The organism is Saccharospirillum sp. MSK14-1 (genome assembly GCF_003054965.1).
In the GTDB taxonomy this organism is placed as follows: domain Bacteria; phylum Pseudomonadota; class Gammaproteobacteria; order Pseudomonadales; family Natronospirillaceae; genus Saccharospirillum.
In genome coordinates, this window is record NZ_MIES01000026.1 from 657982 (window position 1) to 675690 (window position 17709).

Genomic DNA, 17709 nt, shown 5'->3' on the forward strand with positions numbered 1-17709 from the left:
GACACGCTGCGTCTATGAAAGTGAGACGATGATGATCAGCTTGGAATTTCTATTAACGTCCCTGGTTGTGGTACTGATTCCTGGCACTGGCGTGCTGTATACCGTTGCCACCGGGCTGTTTGTCAGCCGTCGTGCCAGTTTTTATGCCGCCGCTGGTTGCACCTTGGGCATCGTGCCACCGCTGTTGGCCAGCGTACTCGGCCTGGCGGTGATTTTTCACACCAGCGTACTGGCCTTTCAGATCATCAAATACGCCGGGGTGATTTATCTGCTGTATCTGGCCTGGTCGATGTGGCGCTCGAGCGGCCCGATGAGCGTCGCGGACGGTGGCCATGAAAAAGGTGCCTTGTCCGTGGCGTTGAAAGGCTTGCTGATCAACATCCTCAACCCGAAGCTGTCCATTTTCTTCCTCGCCTTTATGCCGCAATTCGTGCACCCCGAAGCGGGCCAGCCCCTGATGCAAATGCTGTTGCTCGGCGGTGTCTTTATGCTGATGACACTGGTGGTGTTTATCGGTTATGGATTGCTTGCTAACCAATTCCGACAATGGGTCACTCAATCCCAGCGCGCGGGTGTGGTGCTGCAAAAACTCTTTGCCGGCAGCTTTGCAGCACTGGGATTAAAACTGGCGATGACTGAGCACAGCTGAGGCGACAATCGGTTAGCTCAAGAGTTGGTTGGCCCAGTCTTCCACTGCGTCACCACTGCCCAATGACGGCTGAACCAGGCCATCAACCATAAAGGTCGGTGACACATGGATACCGTTTTGACGCGCATATTTGCCGTGGTGTTTGATCAGTTTGTCCAGCTCAACCTGCTCAAAAGCAGCGGTTAATTTGACACCACTGTACTGTTCAATGCGCAGGATAATGTCGTTGGGCGTGGCGTCTCGATTGGGTCCGGTGCAGTGGTTGTCGAACTCAAACGCTTCGCGGTGATCAGCAACGGCCTGCATCACCGCTTTTGCTTTATCGCGTCCGTTTTCAAGCGTCGACGCGGCCAGAATACAACGCACGATCACCCCGGAATACAAATGCCAGGGTTGCGAATGCAACCAGATCTGAATGCGAATCTGGTCGGCACCGGCTGCATTGAGTAAGGCATCCAGTTTGTTGAAGGCTTTTACTGAAAACGGGCAGGTGGGTTCGAGAAAGACCTCAAACAAACGAGCGCCGGATCCCCAAATCAAAGGTGCTCCATGAACCATGTTATCTTCCAACAGTTGTTATCGATTAAGGATGGTGCGCCACTGTGCTGGCCGGGTAAAGCATTTCGTTTGGTGCGCCGATTGCACTAGATTAGCATCACGGTATGAATGCGTATGGGACAGTGCGGGATGTTAAGACAGCCTCAACCCGAGGAAATGGACCGGCTATATCAAATGGGCTACGACGCCTGGGGGGATGGTGACGATATGGCCACGCACCTGCGCGATTGCCGCACCAGTGAGAAATACGCGTCGGGCGAGTGGTTTGTTTGGGATCACCAGGGCCAGGCGGTGGCGTCTTTGATTGTCTTCCACGATCGTTATCGATTACCGGGCGGTTGCTATGGCATTGCTGCGGTTGCTACGGATCCTGACTATCGACGGCAAGGCTATGCGTCCGATCTGGTGAATGCTGTGGTTGCATGGCTGATCGAACGCAATCAAGCCAGAGCCGTCTACCTGCACAGTGACATTGATCCGCTGTTCTATCGACGATTGGGTTTTGAATGTGTGGCTACTGGAAGTTGTTGCATGGTGCGAATAATCCATCCCGACTTTTCGCAGGGCGACATTCCTGACTACTTTTAATGCAGATAATTAAAACGTTGGACTGACGATGAAGTTTGTCGTAATCGCTTTATTGATGGCACTCGGCTTGTATTTATCAGCGGCCAGTCAGGCCGAACGCGCGTACGATTTTTGTGTGCAGGCAAAAGGGTTGCCCAGCAGCGCCATCGAAGCGCGACTGGGCAAACATTATGAAGTGCGTGATGGGTTACACCGGTACGACCCAACCTGGATTTACTCGATGATGTACAACAACGATATCGCGGTTCAGTACAACCGCCAGTGGCGAGCGATGCGTGTGCGTTGCGGCGAACCTTAATGCCGTCACTGCAATCCGTACAAAATAAAACACGCCATGGTAAAGCCCACTAAGTGATAGCTGCCGGTAATCAGGCTATAAAATATCGGTTTTGGAATGTTTGGGTTAATCGCGATATTCACGGTATTCGCCACTAGAAATCCCAGCCCGATGACCATTGCAAAGGCGAATGTTTCACCGGCGCTGTTGATGGTTAGCCTTTGCATTAACAAGTCAGCCGCCACGGTTACCACCAGGCTACAAACAGCTGGGCCGATGATAAAAATCGGTGCGTTCGCGGGCGTTGCATCCGGACCTCGCCCCAAGGCTTTTTGATAAGCATTTTTAAAAAACACAGTGAACCAGAGCGCGCCTAATACAAAATAAGGGGCAAAGGCGGCGAGCACCGCCAAGACGTTTAATGAATACAGTGCATTGGTCATTTAAGTGTTCCTTTTGGGGAAGATGAACCGATTCGAATAACGGTGTTGTCTAGATTTAAAGCGCTTGTAATCTCTACAGGTATTGCGTCACCGCCGGTTCCTCAAACCAGTTATCGTGACGACCATCGCAGTAACGCACCGCCATGTGCGCCAGTTGTTCAGGCTCGAGTGAATCCAGGCAAGCCAGGTTAACGGTGACAAAGTCGCCGCCCAGGACATCGAGCGTACCGCGACCAAAAGGTCGTACCCCGCAGTGTTTGCAAAACAAATGATTCATCACCTCGCCAAAGCGATAGCTGCTGAGCGCTTCAGCACCGGCCAACAGCCGGAATTGATCGGGTTTCAGGTTGACGTTCCAGGCGCGTGTCTTAGTGCAGATGGAGCAGTTGCATTTGCCGCTGCCTTCATGCAAATCAATGTCCGCTTCGATTCTGACAGCGCCGCAATGGCAACTGCCGGTGTGCGTGGTTTTCATGACGATGGCTCCGCTGAGTGAGAGGAGCTCAGAGGTTAGAACGCATTTAGGCTGGTATACGCCCTAATTCGATGCGAATCTGGACACCCGATTCTGGAGACTGCTATGACCCGTCCAACCACGCGTGTGTTGACCTTGCTGGAACTGTTGCAGACGCATCGCCGTCTCAGTGGCAGCGAGCTGGCGCGCCGCCTGGAGGTCGACGGTCGTACCGTGCGTCGTTACATCCAGGCGCTGGAAGAGATGGGTGTGCCAGTGGTGGCGGAGCGCGGTCGGGACGGCGGCTATTCACTGGTCGCAGGTTTTAAATTGCCACCGATGATGTTCACCGACGAAGAAACGCTCGCTGTCGCGCTCGGGTTGGTGGCGGCCTCCGGCTTGGGACTGGCAGAAAACGATGTGGCGGTTGCCAGCGTGCGCGCCAAATTGGAACGGGTCATGCCCGACGGCTTGAAACGACGGGTGCGCGCTATTGGTGAAACCACGCAGATGGCGCGGACGCCGGCGCGAACCGAAATTGATGAGGGCGTTTTTATCACGCTGACGGAAACGTCGCTGGCTCAGCAACGGGTGCGTCTGACTTACTGCAGTGTCGATGGCGAGGTGTCTGAGCGCGAGCTCGACCCCTACGGCTTAGTGTTCCGAGCCGGATACTGGTATGTCAGTGGTTATTGCCATCTGCGTCAGGACCTGCGTTCATTTCGGCTGGATCGGGTAACCCGTATCGCAGCGTTGCCTCACAGTTTTTTGCGCCCGGCCGATTTCGATGCGGCGCGTTATCTATCCGACAGTTTGACGGGTTTATTTGCCGGTCACGAAAATCTTTGGGATGTCGAGATCGAACTGCACACTCAGTCGCACAATGTGTCCCGTCAATTGGGGTGGTTTGGCGGTGTTTATATTCCTATCCAGAACGGTTTGTTGCTGCGCACCCGGACGCCCAATCTTGACTGGCTGGCTGTCACACTGTGCGGTTTATCGGTGGACTTTACGATTCTGCAACCGTTGGAATTGCGCACGGCGATCACCCAGCACGCGGAACATCTGTTGCGTCTGGTTAATCCGGCTGAATAAAGGCGTTCTGACGCATCGCGGATCTTTGCCCTCAATTCGTGCTTTCGTTCAGACCAGAAGCTCTAATTTGGACCATTTGATCCACATCAATCTTTCCTACAAAAATAACTCCTTGTTTTTATTGCAATTTATTTATTGGCACGCTTACTGCTCTGCCCAGTTTCGAGCGAGCACTCAGCCAAAAGGGATGGGTTGCATGGCCTCGCTGTGAACTGAAGTCATTCGAGGGCAAACAGCATGACGAAGTTAGAGCAGGTACCCACCATTGATTTGGCGCCGTATTTTGATGGCTCCGACGCAGGCAAACAGCAGGTCGCTCAAGCGGTTGATCAGGCCTGTAAAGACATTGGTTTTCTGGTCATCGTTAATCATGGCATTGATGAAAAACTGGTGGAACGCGTCTATCAATTAAGCCGTGATTTTTTCAATCAACCCATGGCCGAAAAACGCCAAGTGGATCGACCGCGTGCCGACATGGTCCGTGGTTACAGTGCGGTGGCTGAAGAGAGTTTATCGTACTCACTCGAAGAAGCAGCGCCGGGTGATTTAAAAGAAAGCTTCTCCATTGGGCCGGTCGATGTGCCCGACGATGAATACCACAGCCTGGATGTTGCCGGGCCTCATTTTGCGCCCAATGTCTGGCCGCAGAACATTCCCGGTTTTGAACAGGCGTACGCCGACTATTTTGCGGCGATGAGTGACTTGGCGCGTTCATTGATGCGCATTTTTGCGTTGTCGTTAAAACTCGATGAGTTCTTTTTCGATGACAAAATCGACAAAGAAATTTCCATGCTGCGCACGCTCAGCTATCCCAATGTGGGCGATAAAATCGAACCCGGTCAGATGCGTGCGGGTGCGCACAGCGACTACGGCAGCCTGACCATTGTACGCCCGGACGATTCCCCAGGTGGCCTGCAAGCCTGCAATGCCAAAGGTGAATGGGTCGATGTGCCCTACGTCGAAGGCGGCTTTGCGGTCAATATCGGCGACCTGATGATGCGCTGGACCAACGATCAGTGGATATCGACCTTGCACCGGGTGGTTAATCCACCGCTCGATGCCGATGCAGAACATCCGCGTCAGTCGATCGTGTTTTTTCATCAGCCAAACTACGACGCCATCATCGAGTGCCTGCCCAGTTGTCTGGATGAAAACGGCCAGGCCAAGTACCCGCCCGTCAGTTCCGGTGATCATCTGAAATCCAAATTCGTCAAACAGACCACCTTTGGTGGCAGTAAAACCGAGGTGGCCTGAATGAGCACGCTGTCGTACGTCAATGTCTTTGCCAAAGACATCGAAGCGCAAAATGTTTTTTATCGGGATTTGTTTGGTTTTAAAGAAATTCCGGAAATTCGCTCACCGATTTTTCGTGGCCTGGATACGGGTAAATCCTGCATTGGTTTTAATGCGCTGGATGCGTATGAACTGCTGCAACTGGATGAGTATTCCGACACCCAGGGCTGTAAATTCCTGCTCAATATTGATGTCGATTCCAAGGAAGAAGTCGATCAGTACGTGCCTAAAGCGGTGGCTGCCGGCGCAACGGTTATCAAGGAGCCTTATGAAACCTACTACCACTGGTACCAGGCTGTTTTGCTGGACCCGGAAGGTAATGTTTTCCGAATCAACTACATGATGTAGCCAACACAAACCGCTCCCAAAGGACGTTCTCATGAAACACTTTGCAATCCGCGCCTCTATGGTGCTGGCAGGCCTCATTGGCCTGGCCAATGTCAGCTTTGCCGAAGGCTTTACTCTGAGTGAAGAACCGAAAATTGCCATGCTGTATATCTCGCCAACAAACGACGGTGGCTGGACACAGGCGTTCGACGAAGCCCGCCAGAAACTCGAAGACGAACTTGATGTCAGCATTCAGTACGTGGAAAGCGTGCCGGAAACCGCATCGGCCATTCGCCCGGCTGTTGCCCGTCTGATTCAGCGCGGCGCTAACATCATCATCGGAACCGCCTTCGGTTATTCCGACACCTTTGCGGCTCTGGCTGAAGAGTATCCGGATGTGGCCTTTTTGAACGGCTCGGGCACGACCAACGCCGACAATTTACTGGCCTTCTACGGCCGGACTTATGAAAGTCAGTACCTGTGTGGCATGGCTGCCGGTGCGGCGTCACCAACAGGCAAGCTGGGCTTTGTCGCGGCTAACCCTTTCGGTCAGGTCAACTGGACCATCAACGCTTACGCCATGGGCGCGCGTGAAATGAACCCGGATGCAACCGTGACCGTTGTTTACACCGGTGCCTGGAATGATCCGACCAAAGAACGCGCCGCGACTCAGGCATTGATCGACCAGGGTGCCGATGTGATTGGTCAGCACGTTGATACGCCGACGCCGCAATTGGTGGCGCAGGAAAATGGCGTGTACGGGACCGGCCATCATCGCGATTTCCGCGAGTTCGCACCCGAAGCGACCGTCTGTTCTTCCGTCTGGGTGTGGGATCGTTTCCTGAAAGACGAACTGGAAAAAATCATCGCCGGTAACTGGGAACCGAATCCATATGGCGCGCTGTTGTCGATGGAAGAAGGCGGCACCGATATCGCCTGCTGTGGTCCTGGTGTTGATGCCGAAGAAGAAGCCAAGATTATGGCCGCTCGTGAATTGCTGCTGAATGGCGAACTCGACATCTACGCCGGTCCGCTGTCTGATCAAAATGGCAATGTGATTGCCGCCGAAGGTGAGACGGTTTCCGATGGCGATCTGTGGCAAATGGATTGGTTTGTCGACGGAGTGATTACTCAGCAATGAAGCCAGAAAACGCGATCCAGCTGACCGGCGTCAGCAAAACCTTCGATGGCTTTCGTGCCTTGGTCGACGCTGACTTTACCGCCAAATGGGGTGAAGTCCACGCGCTGCTGGGGGAGAACGGTGCGGGTAAATCATCGCTGATGAACATCGCAGCGGGGCTTTATGGCCCGGAAGGCGGATCGCTGTTTATTGATGACAATGCCGTCGAGTTGAAAGGGCCCAAGCAGGCGGCCCGACTCGGCATTGGCATGGTGCACCAGCATTTCAAGCTGGTCACCCCCTTTACTGTGGCTGAGAACATTCTGCTCAATCTTGGCCACCAATTACGCAGCGGCTGGCATCGTCAGCGGTTGCGCCAGGTGTCGGACGATATCCGCGCCATGGCAAAAAAATTGGGTTTTCACATCGACCCCGATGCACGCATCAGCCGCCTGTCGATTGCCGAACAACAACGGGTGGAAATCGTCAAAGTACTGCTTGCCGGCGCCAAGGTGCTGATTCTCGATGAACCAACGGCGGTGCTGACGGAAGATGAAGCCGAGCGTTTGTTAACGACGGTGCAAGGGTTGGCGCGTGAAGGCGCGGCGGTGATTCTGGTCACGCATAAGATGAACGATGTGCTGCGGTACGCCGATCAGGTCACCATCATGCGCGCCGGTCAAACCATCGCCCGTTTGAAACCGGATTCGGTGTCGGTCGATGAGTTGGTGAAACTCACCGTCGGTGAATCGGCCGAGCGCAGTGAACCCGTCATGAACGCGGCGGAACCCGGTGACGCCCTATTGTCTGTGCGTCAGTTAGTCAGCCAGGTGAGTGACGGCCATCCGCCGTTAAACGGCGTTGATTTAACACTGCACCGAGGTGAGATCTATGGCATTGCCGGTGTCGGGGGGAATGGCCAAAGTGAACTGGCCAATGTGCTGATGGGCTTGCCCGAAGCCGTTACCGGAGAGGTGGAGTTGATCGGTGAGGGTTCGTTGTCTGACCTCAGTGCCTTGCAACGACGCCAGCTCGGTATTGCCTCCATTCCGGCGGACCGCTATGGCGCCGCGTTGGCAGGCCCTTTGTCGATTGCGGATAACTTTGCCCTGGGTGACATTCACTCCGGGCGTTATGGGCCGCCGTGGTGGTTACGTCAGCGCGCGATTGAAAACGCATCCGATGCCGCCGTTTTGCAGTTTGATGTACAGGGCGTGCGCTCGCAAAAACAAAAGGCAGCCTTGTTGTCGGGTGGCAACGCTCAGAAGTTGGTGATTGCTCGCGAATTCAGTCGCCCTCCTAACCTTGTGCTCGCTCACAGCCCCAGTCGCGGACTCGATGTGAAAGCCACTCTGGCGGTGCGTGAACGCTTAAAAGCGGCGCGCGATCAAGGCGCGGCGGTGTTGTTGATCAGCGAAGATCTGGATGAAGTTCTGACGCTGGCCGATCGCATTGGTGTGATGTCTGCCGGTCGCATTGTGGCCGAATTTTCTCAGCCGGCCGATCGTCAGGCCATTGGTCAGGCCATGGTGAATCATGTCTGAATACGCAGTAAAACGTCCGTTATTAAGTTACAAATTTTCCCTGGAAATTCGCCAGCAAATGGCCTGGTATTGGCAGGCGATTATTCTCGCCGCGTCCTTGCTGATCGGCCTGTTAATTTCCGGCGCTATTCTGGTTGCTGCCGGTGTTCCCGCTGGTGAATTGCTTAATGAATTTGTGCTCTACACCTTGCTCGATGTGCAAAGTCTGCAATCGGTTATTTTTCAGGCATCACCGTTAATTCTGGTGGGTCTTGCGGGTTGTCTGGCGTTTCGTGCACGGTTTTGGAATCTGGGTTTAGAAGGCCAGATGATCTTTGGCGCCATCGGCGCGACCGCAATAACCATGTGGGAAGTGGGCCATCCTGCCATGCGCTTACCGCTGATGATCATTGCCGCTTTGGTCTGTGGTTTATTGTGGGCCGTGGTCCCTGTTTTGTTGCGTTTAAAACTGGGCGTGAATGAAATTGTATCGACACTGATGCTCAATTACGTCGCCATCAATTTCTTGCTGCACCTGATGTACGGGGCTTGGAAAGACCCCAAAGACGCCTTCCCCTATTCGCCCAAATACGAAGCCTTCGAATTATTACCCGATGTCTTTGGTGGTCTCAGTTTATCGATTCCACTGGCGCTTGTTATTGCCGTTGTGGTGTTCTGGTTTGTCAGTTTGTCGCGTGCCGGTTTGTATTTGCGCTTTGTCGATCAGAGCCCGCGCGTGGCGCGAGCGCTGGGTGTACCGACGGCGCGCATTATTTTAATAACGGTGTTGTTCTCTGGTGCCTTGGCCGGCTTGGCCGGGCTGATGGTGGCCGCTGGGCAGGAAGGTCGGCTGACGCATTCGTTTTATGTTGGCTACGGTTTCTCCGGCATTCTGATTGCATTTCTGGCGCGCAATAATCCCATCGCAGCGACCTGCGCGGCGCTGTTGATTGCGACCTTGTTTGTCGGTGGTCGAAGTCTGCAGGTGTTTTATCAAATTCCGTTTGCCATGGTTCAGTTGATTCAGGCGGTGCTGGTGATCTGTGTGGCGTCGTCGGATTTCTTTATTCGTCATCGCATTCGTCGTATTCAGGGAGGCGATTAACATGGCTTTAATCAGCAGTTGGCTGGGTAATACGCCAGAGTTCGCGGTGCCCTTTGCGTTGGCCGCCTTAGGGCTCATCATCACCGAAAAATCCGGCGTGCTGGCGCTCGGTGCCGAAGGTTTAATGTTGGTCGGCGCCGTCATGGGTATTGGCGCTTATCTGAGCATAGAAAACACTCCCTTGGCGTTGATCGCGGCCATGGTATCGGCCAGCGTCGTGTCGTTGTTGTTTGCCTTAATGGTGTTGGTCATGCGCATCAACCAGGTGATTTCCGGTCTGGTATTGGTGTTCTTCTGTCAGGGTTTAAGCACCTGGATTGGCAGTCAGTTTGGCTGGGTCAACCGGCCGGTGCCCGGCCTTAGTGAATTCGCGGTTTGGGGATTGGCCGACATTCCCATCCTGGGTCGGGTGTTTATTCAAAACGCAGTGGTGTATGCCACGCCGCTGATTTTTTTACTCAGTGTCTGGGCGTTGTATCGAACCACCGCCGGGTTGCGGTTACGGGCGGTGGGTGAGAACCCACAGGCTGGCGATGCGGCGGGCATTCCGGTGCTTGGTTATCGACTGGCGGCCATCGTGATCGGTGCGGCGCTGATCGGTTTGGCCGGTGCTTTTATTTCCGTACTCAGCACTAAATTATGGATCGCCAACATGACCGGCGGTCGTGGTTGGATTGCCGTGGCGTTGGTGATTTTTGCGCGTTGGTCGCCATGGAAAGCGCTCGCGGGTGCGTTGCTTTTTGGCTGCATCGAAGCCTTGATTCCGCAGTTGGCTGCCTCGGGCATTAAGCTGTCGCAGTACTTTGTGTTTATGGCGCCTTATCTGATTACACTCGGCGTGATGATCTGGGTGGCAGTCAGTAAGCGTGACAGCAGCAGTCAGCCGGGTGCGTTGGGCAGTCCGTTTATTCGCGAAGAACGCACCTAGTCGAGCGATACAAGCATGCCTCTGTTACGTCAGCCCTGGCCCATTCGTCGTGAACGCACAGCATTGATTGTTGTCGATATGCAGCGCGTGTTCTGCGAGTCGGACGGGGCGCTCTATGTGCCTGCCACGGAATCCATTATTGCGCCGATCAAGACGTTGGCACAGCAATGTCGCCAGCACGGTTTACCGGTGATTTATCTGCGTCATGTGTTGCGCGGCGATGGCAGTGACAGCGGCCGGATGCGTGATCTGTATCCAGATGTGGATCAGGTGTTGGCACGCAATCATCCGCAGGTTGAGATCATCAACGAACTCCGCCCGCAGCCCGGTGACATTACGGTTGATAAATTGTTCTACAGCGGTTTTCACAACACCGATCTCGATACCATTTTGCGCGCGCGGGATATCGATACCTTGCTGATCTGTGGCACCGTCACCAATGTCTGTTGCGATACCACCCTTCGCGATGCGGTGCATCGTGAATACAAAGTGATTGCGCTCAGTGATGCCATGGCCGCCATGCCGTATCCGGATTTGGGGTTTGGCGCGGTATCGGCGGAGGAAGTTCAGAAGGTGGCGCTGACGACATTCGCGTATGAGTTTGGCGAAGTGGCGGCCACGGCGTCCGTGTTGTCGCGCATCGCGTCGTGAAGCTCAACTGACATTAATCAAACCACGCGCTTTGGCCTGAGGTATAGTAGCGCGCCTTACTCCAGCCAGTGCGAGACTCGATGTGAGCGATACACCTGCCTGCCCGCAATGCCAGGGCCAATACAGCTATGAAGACCGGGGCCTGTGGGTCTGCCCAGAATGCGGCCACGAATGGTCGGCTGCCGAAGCGGCGGCGGAAAACGACGCCGCGGTTATTACCGACGCCAACGGTCAACCGCTGGCCGACGGCGATACCGTGACCGTGATCAAAGACCTGAAAGTGAAAGGCTCATCGTCGGTGGTGAAGGTGGGAACCAAGGTGAAAAGCATCCGCCTGGTCGATGGCGACCACGACATCGATTGTAAGATCGATGGTATCGGTGCGATGAAACTGAAATCGGAATTCGTGAAGAAAGCCTGATGTTGCCTCGCCGTCCGTGGCGAGGTGATCGGTTTATTGCGTGGGGTTTTCCCGATCTTTGGCCGTTGCCGTGAGATCCGCATTGCGGGTGCGTTCCAGTGGCGGGCTGTCTTGATGCAGCGCCGCCTTGGCCAGCATGTGGGCGGTGATCGGTGCGGTGATCAATAGGAACAGCGTGATCACCAACTCCTTCACGCTTAGACCATTCTGGTCAAAGCTGAAATAAATACAGGACGCGATCAAAACGCCACCGATGCCCAGCGTTGAGGCTTTGGTGGGCGCGTGCAAGCGGGTGAAAAAATCCGGCAGTCGGGCCAGACCGATGGAGCCGACCAACAGGAAAATCGAACCCAACAGCAGCAGCGCTACCACGATCCATTCGGTTACAGCATTCATGGTGCTCTTCCGTCCTTTGCGTTATTCGATGATGTCGCCGCGCAACAAATATTTACACAGCGCTGCGGTGCTGACAAAGCCCAGCATAGCAATCAGCAAGGCGCCTTCGAAGTACAGCGGTGAGCCGAAGAACAGCCCCAGCAAGACAATCAGTGCGATGGAATTAATGTACATGGTGTCGAGCGCCAGAATGCGATCGAGCACGCTCGGCCCCTGGATCAGACGGTACAGATTCAACAGCAGCGCCAAACCGACCAGGGCGCAACAGATCAGAATGATCAGTGTCAGCATCCGAACATCTCCTTGAGCGGTTTTTCGTAGCGTTGCTTGATGGTGGCGATGGTCTTGGCTTCGTCGTCAAGATTCAACACATGCACATAGAGGTGACGGCGATCTTTGCTCACCTCAACGCTGACCGTGCCGGGCGTCAGTGAAATACTCGACGCCAGCAAAGTCACCGGCAGGTGTTCGGTGGTGTCGAGCGGAATCACAATAAAACCCGGGTTCAGTTTGCGCAGCGGACCGAGCACCTGAATCGCCACTTCAACGTTCGACAGCACAATATCCCAGAGCAGCATCAGCACATAACGCGCAGCCAATACCGGTTTGCGCAGGGTTGGGTGCGTTTTCTGCAACGGCGTCGTCAGCTTTGGAATGACCACCGCGAGAATGGCCGCCAACAGGATTTGGCCCGGTGCGATGGAGTTGTTCAACAGCAACCAGACCACGAACAGAATCAGCGTCAGGAAGGGATGGGGCAACAGGCGTTTCATCAGCGACCTCCTTCCAGCAGCGGTTGCACATCCGGATAAATGGCTTCCATCTGAGCGACGGCGCCAGCGGCAAATTCGGTCGCCGAGCCACCAAAAATCACCAACAGCGGCGACGCCAGCAGCAACAGAATGATGGCGGCTAACTGCACCGGCGCGGCTTTTTCATCGCTGGGTTTGGAGCCCGACAGGTGCCAGAACAGGTTGGTGCCAGCACGGGACAAGGCCACCATCACTGCCAGACTGCTGAGCAGAATGGTGCTCCATACCCAAGCCATGGTAACGACGGTATCAGCCGCCTGCAGCAGTAACGCTTTGCCGATAAAACCGGACAGTGGCGGTAGGCCGACCACGGTAACGGCTGCGACTAAAAACAGCGCACCCAGAATCGGCGCCTGCGCCATCGGTCGGCTGACCACAAAACGGTCTGAGGCCTGGCCGCGCTGTGTGGCAATCAGATCTGCCAGCAAGAACAAGGCGCCAGTGACCAGGGTGGTGTGTACCAGATAATACAGCCCGGCGATAAACGCCTGAGGGTTCAGCAGCACGATGGCCAGCAACAAGGTGCCGGCGGAAATCAGCACCAGGTTGGCGATCAGCAGTCGCAGGGTCGGTGCGGCTAAGGCGCCAATCGATGCCACCACAATGGTGCCAATGGCCAGCGGCCAGATCCACGGCACGGCGACAAAAGCCAGCTCGCCGGCACCGGCACCGAAGACCACGGTGTGAATGCGGAAGATGGCGTAAATGCCCACCTTGGTCATGATGGCGAAGAGCGCCGCCACTGGCGCGCTGGCGACCGAATAGGTGCGTGGCAGCCAGAAATGCAACGGCAGCATGGCGGTTTTCAGACCGAAGACCAGTAGCAACAGCAAGACACCGGCTTGCGCCAGAATGCGCATGCTGGGCGACAGGTCGGCCACGCGCACGGCCATGTCGGCCATGTTCAATGTGCCCAGCGTGCCGTAAAGAATGCCCAGCGCGAACAGAAAGAAGGCCGAACCGATCAGGTTCAGGGTGACGTAATGCACGCTCGCCTGGGTCTTCTGTTTGCCCCCGCCGTGAATCAACAAGGCGTAAGACGCGATCAGCAACACTTCGAAGAAGACGAAGAGGTTGAAGATATCGCCGGTCAGAAAAGCACCGTTAATGCCCATCAACTGGTACATGAACAGCGAATGGAAATACTTGCCTTTGTTGTCGTCGCCAGCCAGTGAATAGAGCAGCGCGCCGAACGCCAACACCGAGGTGAGCAACACCAGCAGCGCCGAGAGACGGTCGGCCACCAGAATGATGCCAAAGGGTGGACGCCAGTCACCCAGCACGTAGATCTGGCTTTGAATCAGGCTTTGTTGCAGCAGTAAAAAGGCCGCGACGATTAACACCAGCAGACTGATCACGCTGGTGGTGCGCTGACGGCGAATGCCGCCACCGAGCGGCGGCAGCAACATCAAAGTGCCCATCAACAGCGGAATCAGAATGGGCAGGATCGGCAGATGAGACATCAACGCTTCTCCTTATCAGCCGCCGCACTGGCGGTTTCTTCGGCGGGCGGATTGGTGCCGTCAACGTGATCGTTACCCAGATCGGCGCGGGCGCGAATGGCCAGGATGACCACAAAGGCGGTCATCGCAAAACCGATCACAATGGCGGTTAACACCAGCGCTTGCGGTAACGGATCGGCGTAGCTGCCATTGCCCAGAATCGGCGCGCCGTTAATGGTTAAACGACCGCTGGAAAATAAGAAGAGGTTGACCGCGTAGGACAACAAGGTGATGCCGACGACCACCGGAAAGGTGCGTCCGCGCAAGGTCAGAAAGACGCCGCAGGCGGTCATCAGGCCGACGCAAAAAGCGAATACCGCTTCCATTATTGATGCTCCGTCTCGCGGGCTCGCTCACCGGTGGTGAGCTGGCCCAGGTTGGCAAGGATCAGCAGGGTGGCACCGACCACGGTCAGGTAGACGCCCAGATCGAACGCCATGGCGCTGGCGACTTCAAACTTGCCGACAATGGGCCAGTAGAGGTAGTCGTGCCACGACGTCAGGAACGGCCGATCCCATATCCAGGCGCCCAGACCGGTCAGTACGGCAATCAATAAACCGCTGCCAATGACCTTCTGGTAATCCACCTTGAGCCGGTCTTTCACCCAGTCGACACCGTGCGCGATGTACTGCTGAATCAAGGCAATGGAGGTGATCAGGCCGGCGATAAAGCCGCCGCCGGGCAGGTTGTGACCGCGCAGGAAAATATACGCCGACACCAGCAGCGCCAGCGGCAGCAAGCCTTGGGAGATCACCGCCAGCATCATCGGATGCTTGTCTTCGGCCCAGGGGCGACCGCTGGAATCGCCGGTCGGTTTGAACAGGCGCATGCGCGAAATCAGCTTGTAGATACCCAGTGCGGCGATGCCCAATACGGTGATTTCACCGAGCGTATCGAAGCCCCGGAAGTCGACCAGAATAACGTTCACCACGTTGGTACCACCGCCGCCTTCTTTGGCGTTGGCGAGGAAATAATCGGAAATACTGTCCAGCGGACGCGTTAGCAACGCGTAGTTGAGCGTGCCGATCACACCACCGATCAGCGCCGCGATCGACAGATCACGCGCCACGCGTCGGGGTGTCGATTCCTTGGGCGTGTTCTGCGGCAGGAAGTAAAGCGCCAGCAACAGCAGAATGATGGTCACCACCTCGACCGAGAGCTGCGTCAGTGCCAAATCCGGCGCCGAGAACAACGCGAACGCCAGCGAGACAATCAGCCCTACTACCGACAACATCAGCAGCGCAACCAATCGCTGGCGATGCCAGATGATGGTCGCCAGCGAACAGAACGCCAGCAAAGCCGCGCCAGACAGCATGACCGCATCGACCGGAATCTGCGGTTTCAGACCGGCCGTGGCGTTCAGGTTAAACAGCGGCGCGGCCATCAGAATCAGCGCCAGTATCACCAGGAAGAAGGTGTAGCGTTGCAGCGAGCCGTTATCGATCCAGTTGATCAGCGTCGCGCAGCGTTTCATCAAGCCTTTGATAAAGCCGTCGAACAGCAGGCTGGCGTTGGCTTCCGGGAACTGCGCCTGAAACTGGAACAATTTATGACGGTTCACATAAACATAAGCGCCACCGGCCATGGCCAGCGCACTCATCAGCAACGGCAGGTTAAAGCCGTGCCAAATATAAAGCCCGTAGTAAGGCAGCTTCTCGCCACCAATCACCGCCAACGATGCCGACGCCAGTAGATCGCCCACCAACAGCGCTGGCCAGATGCCGATCAGCAGACACAGCGCCACCAGCACTTCCACCGGCACGCGCATATAACGCGGCGGTTCGTGTGGGGTTTTGGGCAGATCGACCGGCTCGCCATTGAAGAACACATCGTGAATAAAACGCAACGAGTAGGCCACCGAGAAACCAGCGCCGATGGTCGCCAGTACCGGAATCATCCAGCTCAGGGAACCGAGCGAGCTTTGGTGCAGCGTCTCAGCAAAAAACATTTCCTTAGACAGGAAGCCATTCAGCAACGGCACCCCGGCCATGGCCGCCGCCGCGACCATCGCCAGCGTCGCCGTGTACGGCATGTATTTCCATAGGCCGTTTAACTGGCGCATATCGCGCGAGCCGGATTCGTGATCAATGATGCCCGCCGCCATAAAGAGCGAGGCTTTAAAGGCGGCGTGGTTGATGATGTGGAACACCGCTGCGACAGCCGCGAGATCGGACCCCATGCCGAGCAACAGCGTAATCAGACCCAGATGGCTGATAGTGGAATAGGCCAGCAAGCCTTTCAGATCGTGTTTCAGCAAGGCGGTATAAGCGCCGAGCAGCATGGTCAGCAGGCCGGTCAAACTGACCACCAGGAACCACAGCTCGGTACCGGCCAGCACCGGATAAAACCGCGCCATCAAAAAGATGCCGGCTTTGACCATGGTGGCCGAATGCAGATAAGCGCTGACTGGCGTTGGCGCCGACATCGCGTGCGGCAGCCAGAAATGAAACGGGAATTGCGCCGACTTGGTAAAAGCACCGAGCAACACCAGCGCAATGATGATGGGGTAGGCGGCGTGATTGCGCAGCAGATCACCACTGGCCAGTACGTCGCCCAGCTCGTAACTGCCGACGATCTTGCCAATCAAGAGCACACCGGCGAGCAACGCCAGGCCGCCCATGCCGGTGACGGTCAACGCCATGCGCGCCCCTTTGCGCGCTTCGGTTTTGTGATGCCAGAAGCTGATCAACAGGAAAGACGACAGGCTGGTCAGTTCCCAGAACACCCACATCTGAATCAGGTTATGCGACACCACAATGCCGAGCATGGCGGTCATAAACAGAATCAGATAGGCGTAGAAGCGGCCCATAGAATCCTGTTCGGACAGGTAATAACGGGCGTAGAGAATGATCAGCAGGCCAATGCCCAGCACCAGAATGGCGAACAGCAGCGCCAGTCCATCGAGATGCACCGAGACCGACAAGCCCAGCAACGGCACCCAGTCGATGGTCGACACCAGCGTCTGCCCATCGAAGACCGCCGGCAGGTTGGACAACACCAACGCCAGCGCCGCCGCGGGCAGTAAGGCGGTGAAAAAAGCACAGGCACTACGACCAAAGTGAATGGTCAGCGGCGGAACCACTGTGCCGATCAGGGTTAACAGTGGTATCCAAAGCAAATTCATCGAACGCAGGCTCCAAAGCATAGGGCGGTGACCGCTATCGGCGTGAAGCGCCTCTAACAGTGACCGGTATCGTTCAGTGTTCAACGGCCAATGAGAATAGCCAACCCCTAGAGAGGCGTCCAGATTGGTGAACGCTTTCACAAAGTGGGGTCTGGGTACTAAGGCCAGTGCGAGTACGTTAATAACTGGCTTGCTCCGGGTTATCACACCCATAGCCTTTACACACGGAGCTTCGTGGAAATGCACCTCGACGGCGCTTGACGGCTTCGTTACGGGTTCACCCTAGTGCCAAAGTAGACGGTTCAACCTCAACCTTTATTCACGAAAACAAATTAAGTGTTTGCTTTTTAACCGCTTTTTAATCCAGGGCGCGGTTATTGCTTTGATCGGTGGTCGGTCGTAAGCAATGACGGTGCGGTGCACGCCGTTCTTTCACAAAAGGA

At 55.6% G+C, this 17709-nt stretch carries 21 protein-coding genes; 12 read left to right on the forward strand and 9 right to left on the reverse strand.

What is annotated here, in order from left to right; genetic code table 11:
* The first annotated feature begins 28 nt into the window (after nucleotides 1-28).
* Nucleotides 29-649: a LysE family translocator gene (locus tag BGP77_RS07040; protein WP_370446830.1), complete on the forward strand. Its 621-nt coding sequence runs from the start codon at nucleotides 29-31 to the stop codon at nucleotides 647-649.
* Nucleotides 650-661: 12 nt separating this feature from the next.
* On the opposite strand, the gene BGP77_RS07045 is transcribed toward BGP77_RS07040, so the two are convergent.
* Nucleotides 662-1207, reverse strand: a complete 546-nt coding sequence (locus BGP77_RS07045; RefSeq protein ID WP_108164002.1) for a thioredoxin — start codon at nucleotides 1205-1207, stop codon at nucleotides 662-664.
* Nucleotides 1208-1336: 129 nt separating this feature from the next.
* Between BGP77_RS07045 and BGP77_RS07050 the strand changes: the two genes are divergently transcribed.
* Together BGP77_RS07050 and BGP77_RS07055 are read left to right on the forward strand one after the other, a co-directional pair.
* Nucleotides 1337-1795, forward strand: coding sequence for a GNAT family N-acetyltransferase (locus tag BGP77_RS07050; RefSeq protein WP_158269304.1), 459 nt, complete (start codon nucleotides 1337-1339; stop codon nucleotides 1793-1795).
* Between the two features lie 28 nt (nucleotides 1796-1823).
* Nucleotides 1824-2093, forward strand: a complete 270-nt coding sequence (locus BGP77_RS07055) for a hypothetical protein (RefSeq protein ID WP_108164004.1) — start codon at nucleotides 1824-1826, stop codon at nucleotides 2091-2093.
* 5 nt (nucleotides 2094-2098) lie between these two features.
* On the opposite strand, the gene BGP77_RS07060 is transcribed toward BGP77_RS07055, so the two are convergent.
* On the reverse strand, nucleotides 2099-2515 hold the full coding sequence (locus tag BGP77_RS07060) for a DUF1761 domain-containing protein (protein ID WP_108164005.1): 417 nt from the start codon (nucleotides 2513-2515) through the stop codon (nucleotides 2099-2101).
* 73 nt (nucleotides 2516-2588) lie between these two features.
* Nucleotides 2589-2990 carry a GFA family protein gene (locus tag BGP77_RS07065; RefSeq protein ID WP_108164006.1) on the reverse strand — a complete coding sequence of 134 codons (402 nt, stop codon included), beginning with the start codon at nucleotides 2988-2990 and terminating at the stop codon, nucleotides 2589-2591.
* A gap of 105 nt (nucleotides 2991-3095) precedes the next feature.
* Between BGP77_RS07065 and BGP77_RS07070 the strand changes: the two genes are divergently transcribed.
* The 9 genes from BGP77_RS07070 (at nucleotide 3096) to BGP77_RS07110 (ending at nucleotide 11432) form a co-directional block, all read left to right on the forward strand.
* The gene (locus BGP77_RS07070; RefSeq protein ID WP_108164007.1) at nucleotides 3096-4064 is read left to right on the forward strand and encodes a YafY family protein; all 969 of its coding nucleotides are present in this window, start codon (nucleotides 3096-3098) and stop codon (nucleotides 4062-4064) included.
* 237 nt (nucleotides 4065-4301) lie between these two features.
* On the forward strand, nucleotides 4302-5318 hold the full coding sequence (locus BGP77_RS07075) for an isopenicillin N synthase family oxygenase (protein WP_108164008.1): 1017 nt from the start codon (nucleotides 4302-4304) through the stop codon (nucleotides 5316-5318).
* Entirely contained in the window at nucleotides 5319-5705 is a 387-nt protein-coding gene (locus BGP77_RS07080; protein ID WP_108164009.1) for a VOC family protein, read from the forward strand.
* 31 nt (nucleotides 5706-5736) lie between these two features.
* Nucleotides 5737-6825 carry a BMP family ABC transporter substrate-binding protein gene (locus BGP77_RS07085; protein WP_108164010.1) on the forward strand — a complete coding sequence of 363 codons (1089 nt, stop codon included), beginning with the start codon at nucleotides 5737-5739 and terminating at the stop codon, nucleotides 6823-6825.
* Nucleotides 6822-8348: an ABC transporter ATP-binding protein gene (locus BGP77_RS07090; protein WP_108164011.1), complete on the forward strand. Its 1527-nt coding sequence runs from the start codon at nucleotides 6822-6824 to the stop codon at nucleotides 8346-8348. The genes BGP77_RS07085 and BGP77_RS07090 overlap by 4 nt, the downstream gene beginning before the upstream one ends.
* Nucleotides 8341-9432 carry an ABC transporter permease gene (locus BGP77_RS07095; RefSeq protein WP_108164012.1) on the forward strand — a complete coding sequence of 364 codons (1092 nt, stop codon included), beginning with the start codon at nucleotides 8341-8343 and terminating at the stop codon, nucleotides 9430-9432. The genes BGP77_RS07090 and BGP77_RS07095 overlap by 8 nt, the downstream gene beginning before the upstream one ends.
* Nucleotide 9433: 1 nt before the next feature.
* Nucleotides 9434-10360, forward strand: a complete 927-nt coding sequence (locus tag BGP77_RS07100; RefSeq protein ID WP_108164013.1) for an ABC transporter permease — start codon at nucleotides 9434-9436, stop codon at nucleotides 10358-10360.
* Nucleotides 10361-10375: 15 nt separating this feature from the next.
* The gene (locus BGP77_RS07105; protein ID WP_108164014.1) at nucleotides 10376-11011 is read left to right on the forward strand and encodes a cysteine hydrolase family protein; all 636 of its coding nucleotides are present in this window, start codon (nucleotides 10376-10378) and stop codon (nucleotides 11009-11011) included.
* Nucleotides 11012-11093: 82 nt separating this feature from the next.
* Complete coding sequence (locus BGP77_RS07110) at nucleotides 11094-11432, forward strand: zinc ribbon domain-containing protein YjdM (protein ID WP_108164015.1); 339 nt, start codon at nucleotides 11094-11096, stop codon at nucleotides 11430-11432.
* A gap of 33 nt (nucleotides 11433-11465) precedes the next feature.
* Here BGP77_RS07110 and BGP77_RS07115 read toward each other — a convergent pair whose 3' ends face one another.
* From BGP77_RS07115 to BGP77_RS07140, 6 genes are read right to left on the reverse strand one after another with little or no spacing between them, the layout of a single operon-like run.
* Nucleotides 11466-11828, reverse strand: a complete 363-nt coding sequence (locus BGP77_RS07115) for a Na+/H+ antiporter subunit G (RefSeq protein WP_108164016.1) — start codon at nucleotides 11826-11828, stop codon at nucleotides 11466-11468.
* 21 nt (nucleotides 11829-11849) lie between these two features.
* A complete protein-coding gene (locus BGP77_RS07120) occupies nucleotides 11850-12119 on the reverse strand; it encodes a K+/H+ antiporter subunit F (RefSeq protein WP_108164017.1) in 270 nt (89 codons plus the stop codon).
* Nucleotides 12113-12601 (reverse strand): Na+/H+ antiporter subunit E, encoded by a 489-nt coding sequence (locus BGP77_RS07125; protein ID WP_108164018.1) that lies wholly within the window; start codon nucleotides 12599-12601, stop codon nucleotides 12113-12115. Before BGP77_RS07125 ends, BGP77_RS07120 begins: the two co-directional genes overlap by 7 nt.
* Entirely contained in the window at nucleotides 12601-14103 is a 1503-nt protein-coding gene (locus BGP77_RS07130; protein ID WP_108164019.1) for a monovalent cation/H+ antiporter subunit D, read from the reverse strand. The genes BGP77_RS07125 and BGP77_RS07130 overlap by 1 nt, the downstream gene beginning before the upstream one ends.
* Nucleotides 14103-14468 (reverse strand): Na+/H+ antiporter subunit C, encoded by a 366-nt coding sequence (locus BGP77_RS07135; RefSeq protein ID WP_108164020.1) that lies wholly within the window; start codon nucleotides 14466-14468, stop codon nucleotides 14103-14105. Before BGP77_RS07135 ends, BGP77_RS07130 begins: the two co-directional genes overlap by 1 nt.
* A complete protein-coding gene (locus BGP77_RS07140; RefSeq protein ID WP_108164021.1) occupies nucleotides 14468-17266 on the reverse strand; it encodes a monovalent cation/H+ antiporter subunit A in 2799 nt (932 codons plus the stop codon). The genes BGP77_RS07135 and BGP77_RS07140 overlap by 1 nt, the downstream gene beginning before the upstream one ends.
* Nucleotides 17267-17709 lie beyond the last annotated feature (443 nt).

Coding starts and splice junctions, on each gene's coding strand:
- BGP77_RS07040 (WP_370446830.1), top strand. CDS start 29: ATGATGATCAGCTTGGAATTTCTATTAACGTCCCTGGTTGTGGTACTG.
- BGP77_RS07045 (WP_108164002.1), bottom strand. CDS start 1,207: ATGGTTCATGGAGCACCTTTGATTTGGGGATCCGGCGCTCGTTTGTTT.
- BGP77_RS07050 (WP_158269304.1), top strand. CDS start 1,337: ATGTTAAGACAGCCTCAACCCGAGGAAATGGACCGGCTATATCAAATG.
- BGP77_RS07055 (WP_108164004.1), top strand. CDS start 1,824: ATGAAGTTTGTCGTAATCGCTTTATTGATGGCACTCGGCTTGTATTTA.
- BGP77_RS07060 (WP_108164005.1), bottom strand. CDS start 2,515: ATGACCAATGCACTGTATTCATTAAACGTCTTGGCGGTGCTCGCCGCC.
- BGP77_RS07065 (WP_108164006.1), bottom strand. CDS start 2,990: ATGAAAACCACGCACACCGGCAGTTGCCATTGCGGCGCTGTCAGAATC.
- BGP77_RS07070 (WP_108164007.1), top strand. CDS start 3,096: ATGACCCGTCCAACCACGCGTGTGTTGACCTTGCTGGAACTGTTGCAG.
- BGP77_RS07075 (WP_108164008.1), top strand. CDS start 4,302: ATGACGAAGTTAGAGCAGGTACCCACCATTGATTTGGCGCCGTATTTT.
- BGP77_RS07080 (WP_108164009.1), top strand. CDS start 5,319: ATGAGCACGCTGTCGTACGTCAATGTCTTTGCCAAAGACATCGAAGCG.
- BGP77_RS07085 (WP_108164010.1), top strand. CDS start 5,737: ATGAAACACTTTGCAATCCGCGCCTCTATGGTGCTGGCAGGCCTCATT.
- BGP77_RS07090 (WP_108164011.1), top strand. CDS start 6,822: ATGAAGCCAGAAAACGCGATCCAGCTGACCGGCGTCAGCAAAACCTTC.
- BGP77_RS07095 (WP_108164012.1), top strand. CDS start 8,341: ATGTCTGAATACGCAGTAAAACGTCCGTTATTAAGTTACAAATTTTCC.
- BGP77_RS07100 (WP_108164013.1), top strand. CDS start 9,434: ATGGCTTTAATCAGCAGTTGGCTGGGTAATACGCCAGAGTTCGCGGTG.
- BGP77_RS07105 (WP_108164014.1), top strand. CDS start 10,376: ATGCCTCTGTTACGTCAGCCCTGGCCCATTCGTCGTGAACGCACAGCA.
- BGP77_RS07115 (WP_108164016.1), bottom strand. CDS start 11,828: ATGAATGCTGTAACCGAATGGATCGTGGTAGCGCTGCTGCTGTTGGGT.
- BGP77_RS07120 (WP_108164017.1), bottom strand. CDS start 12,119: ATGCTGACACTGATCATTCTGATCTGTTGCGCCCTGGTCGGTTTGGCG.
- BGP77_RS07125 (WP_108164018.1), bottom strand. CDS start 12,601: ATGAAACGCCTGTTGCCCCATCCCTTCCTGACGCTGATTCTGTTCGTG.
- BGP77_RS07130 (WP_108164019.1), bottom strand. CDS start 14,103: ATGTCTCATCTGCCGATCCTGCCCATTCTGATTCCGCTGTTGATGGGC.
- BGP77_RS07135 (WP_108164020.1), bottom strand. CDS start 14,468: ATGGAAGCGGTATTCGCTTTTTGCGTCGGCCTGATGACCGCCTGCGGC.
- BGP77_RS07140 (WP_108164021.1), bottom strand. CDS start 17,266: ATGAATTTGCTTTGGATACCACTGTTAACCCTGATCGGCACAGTGGTT.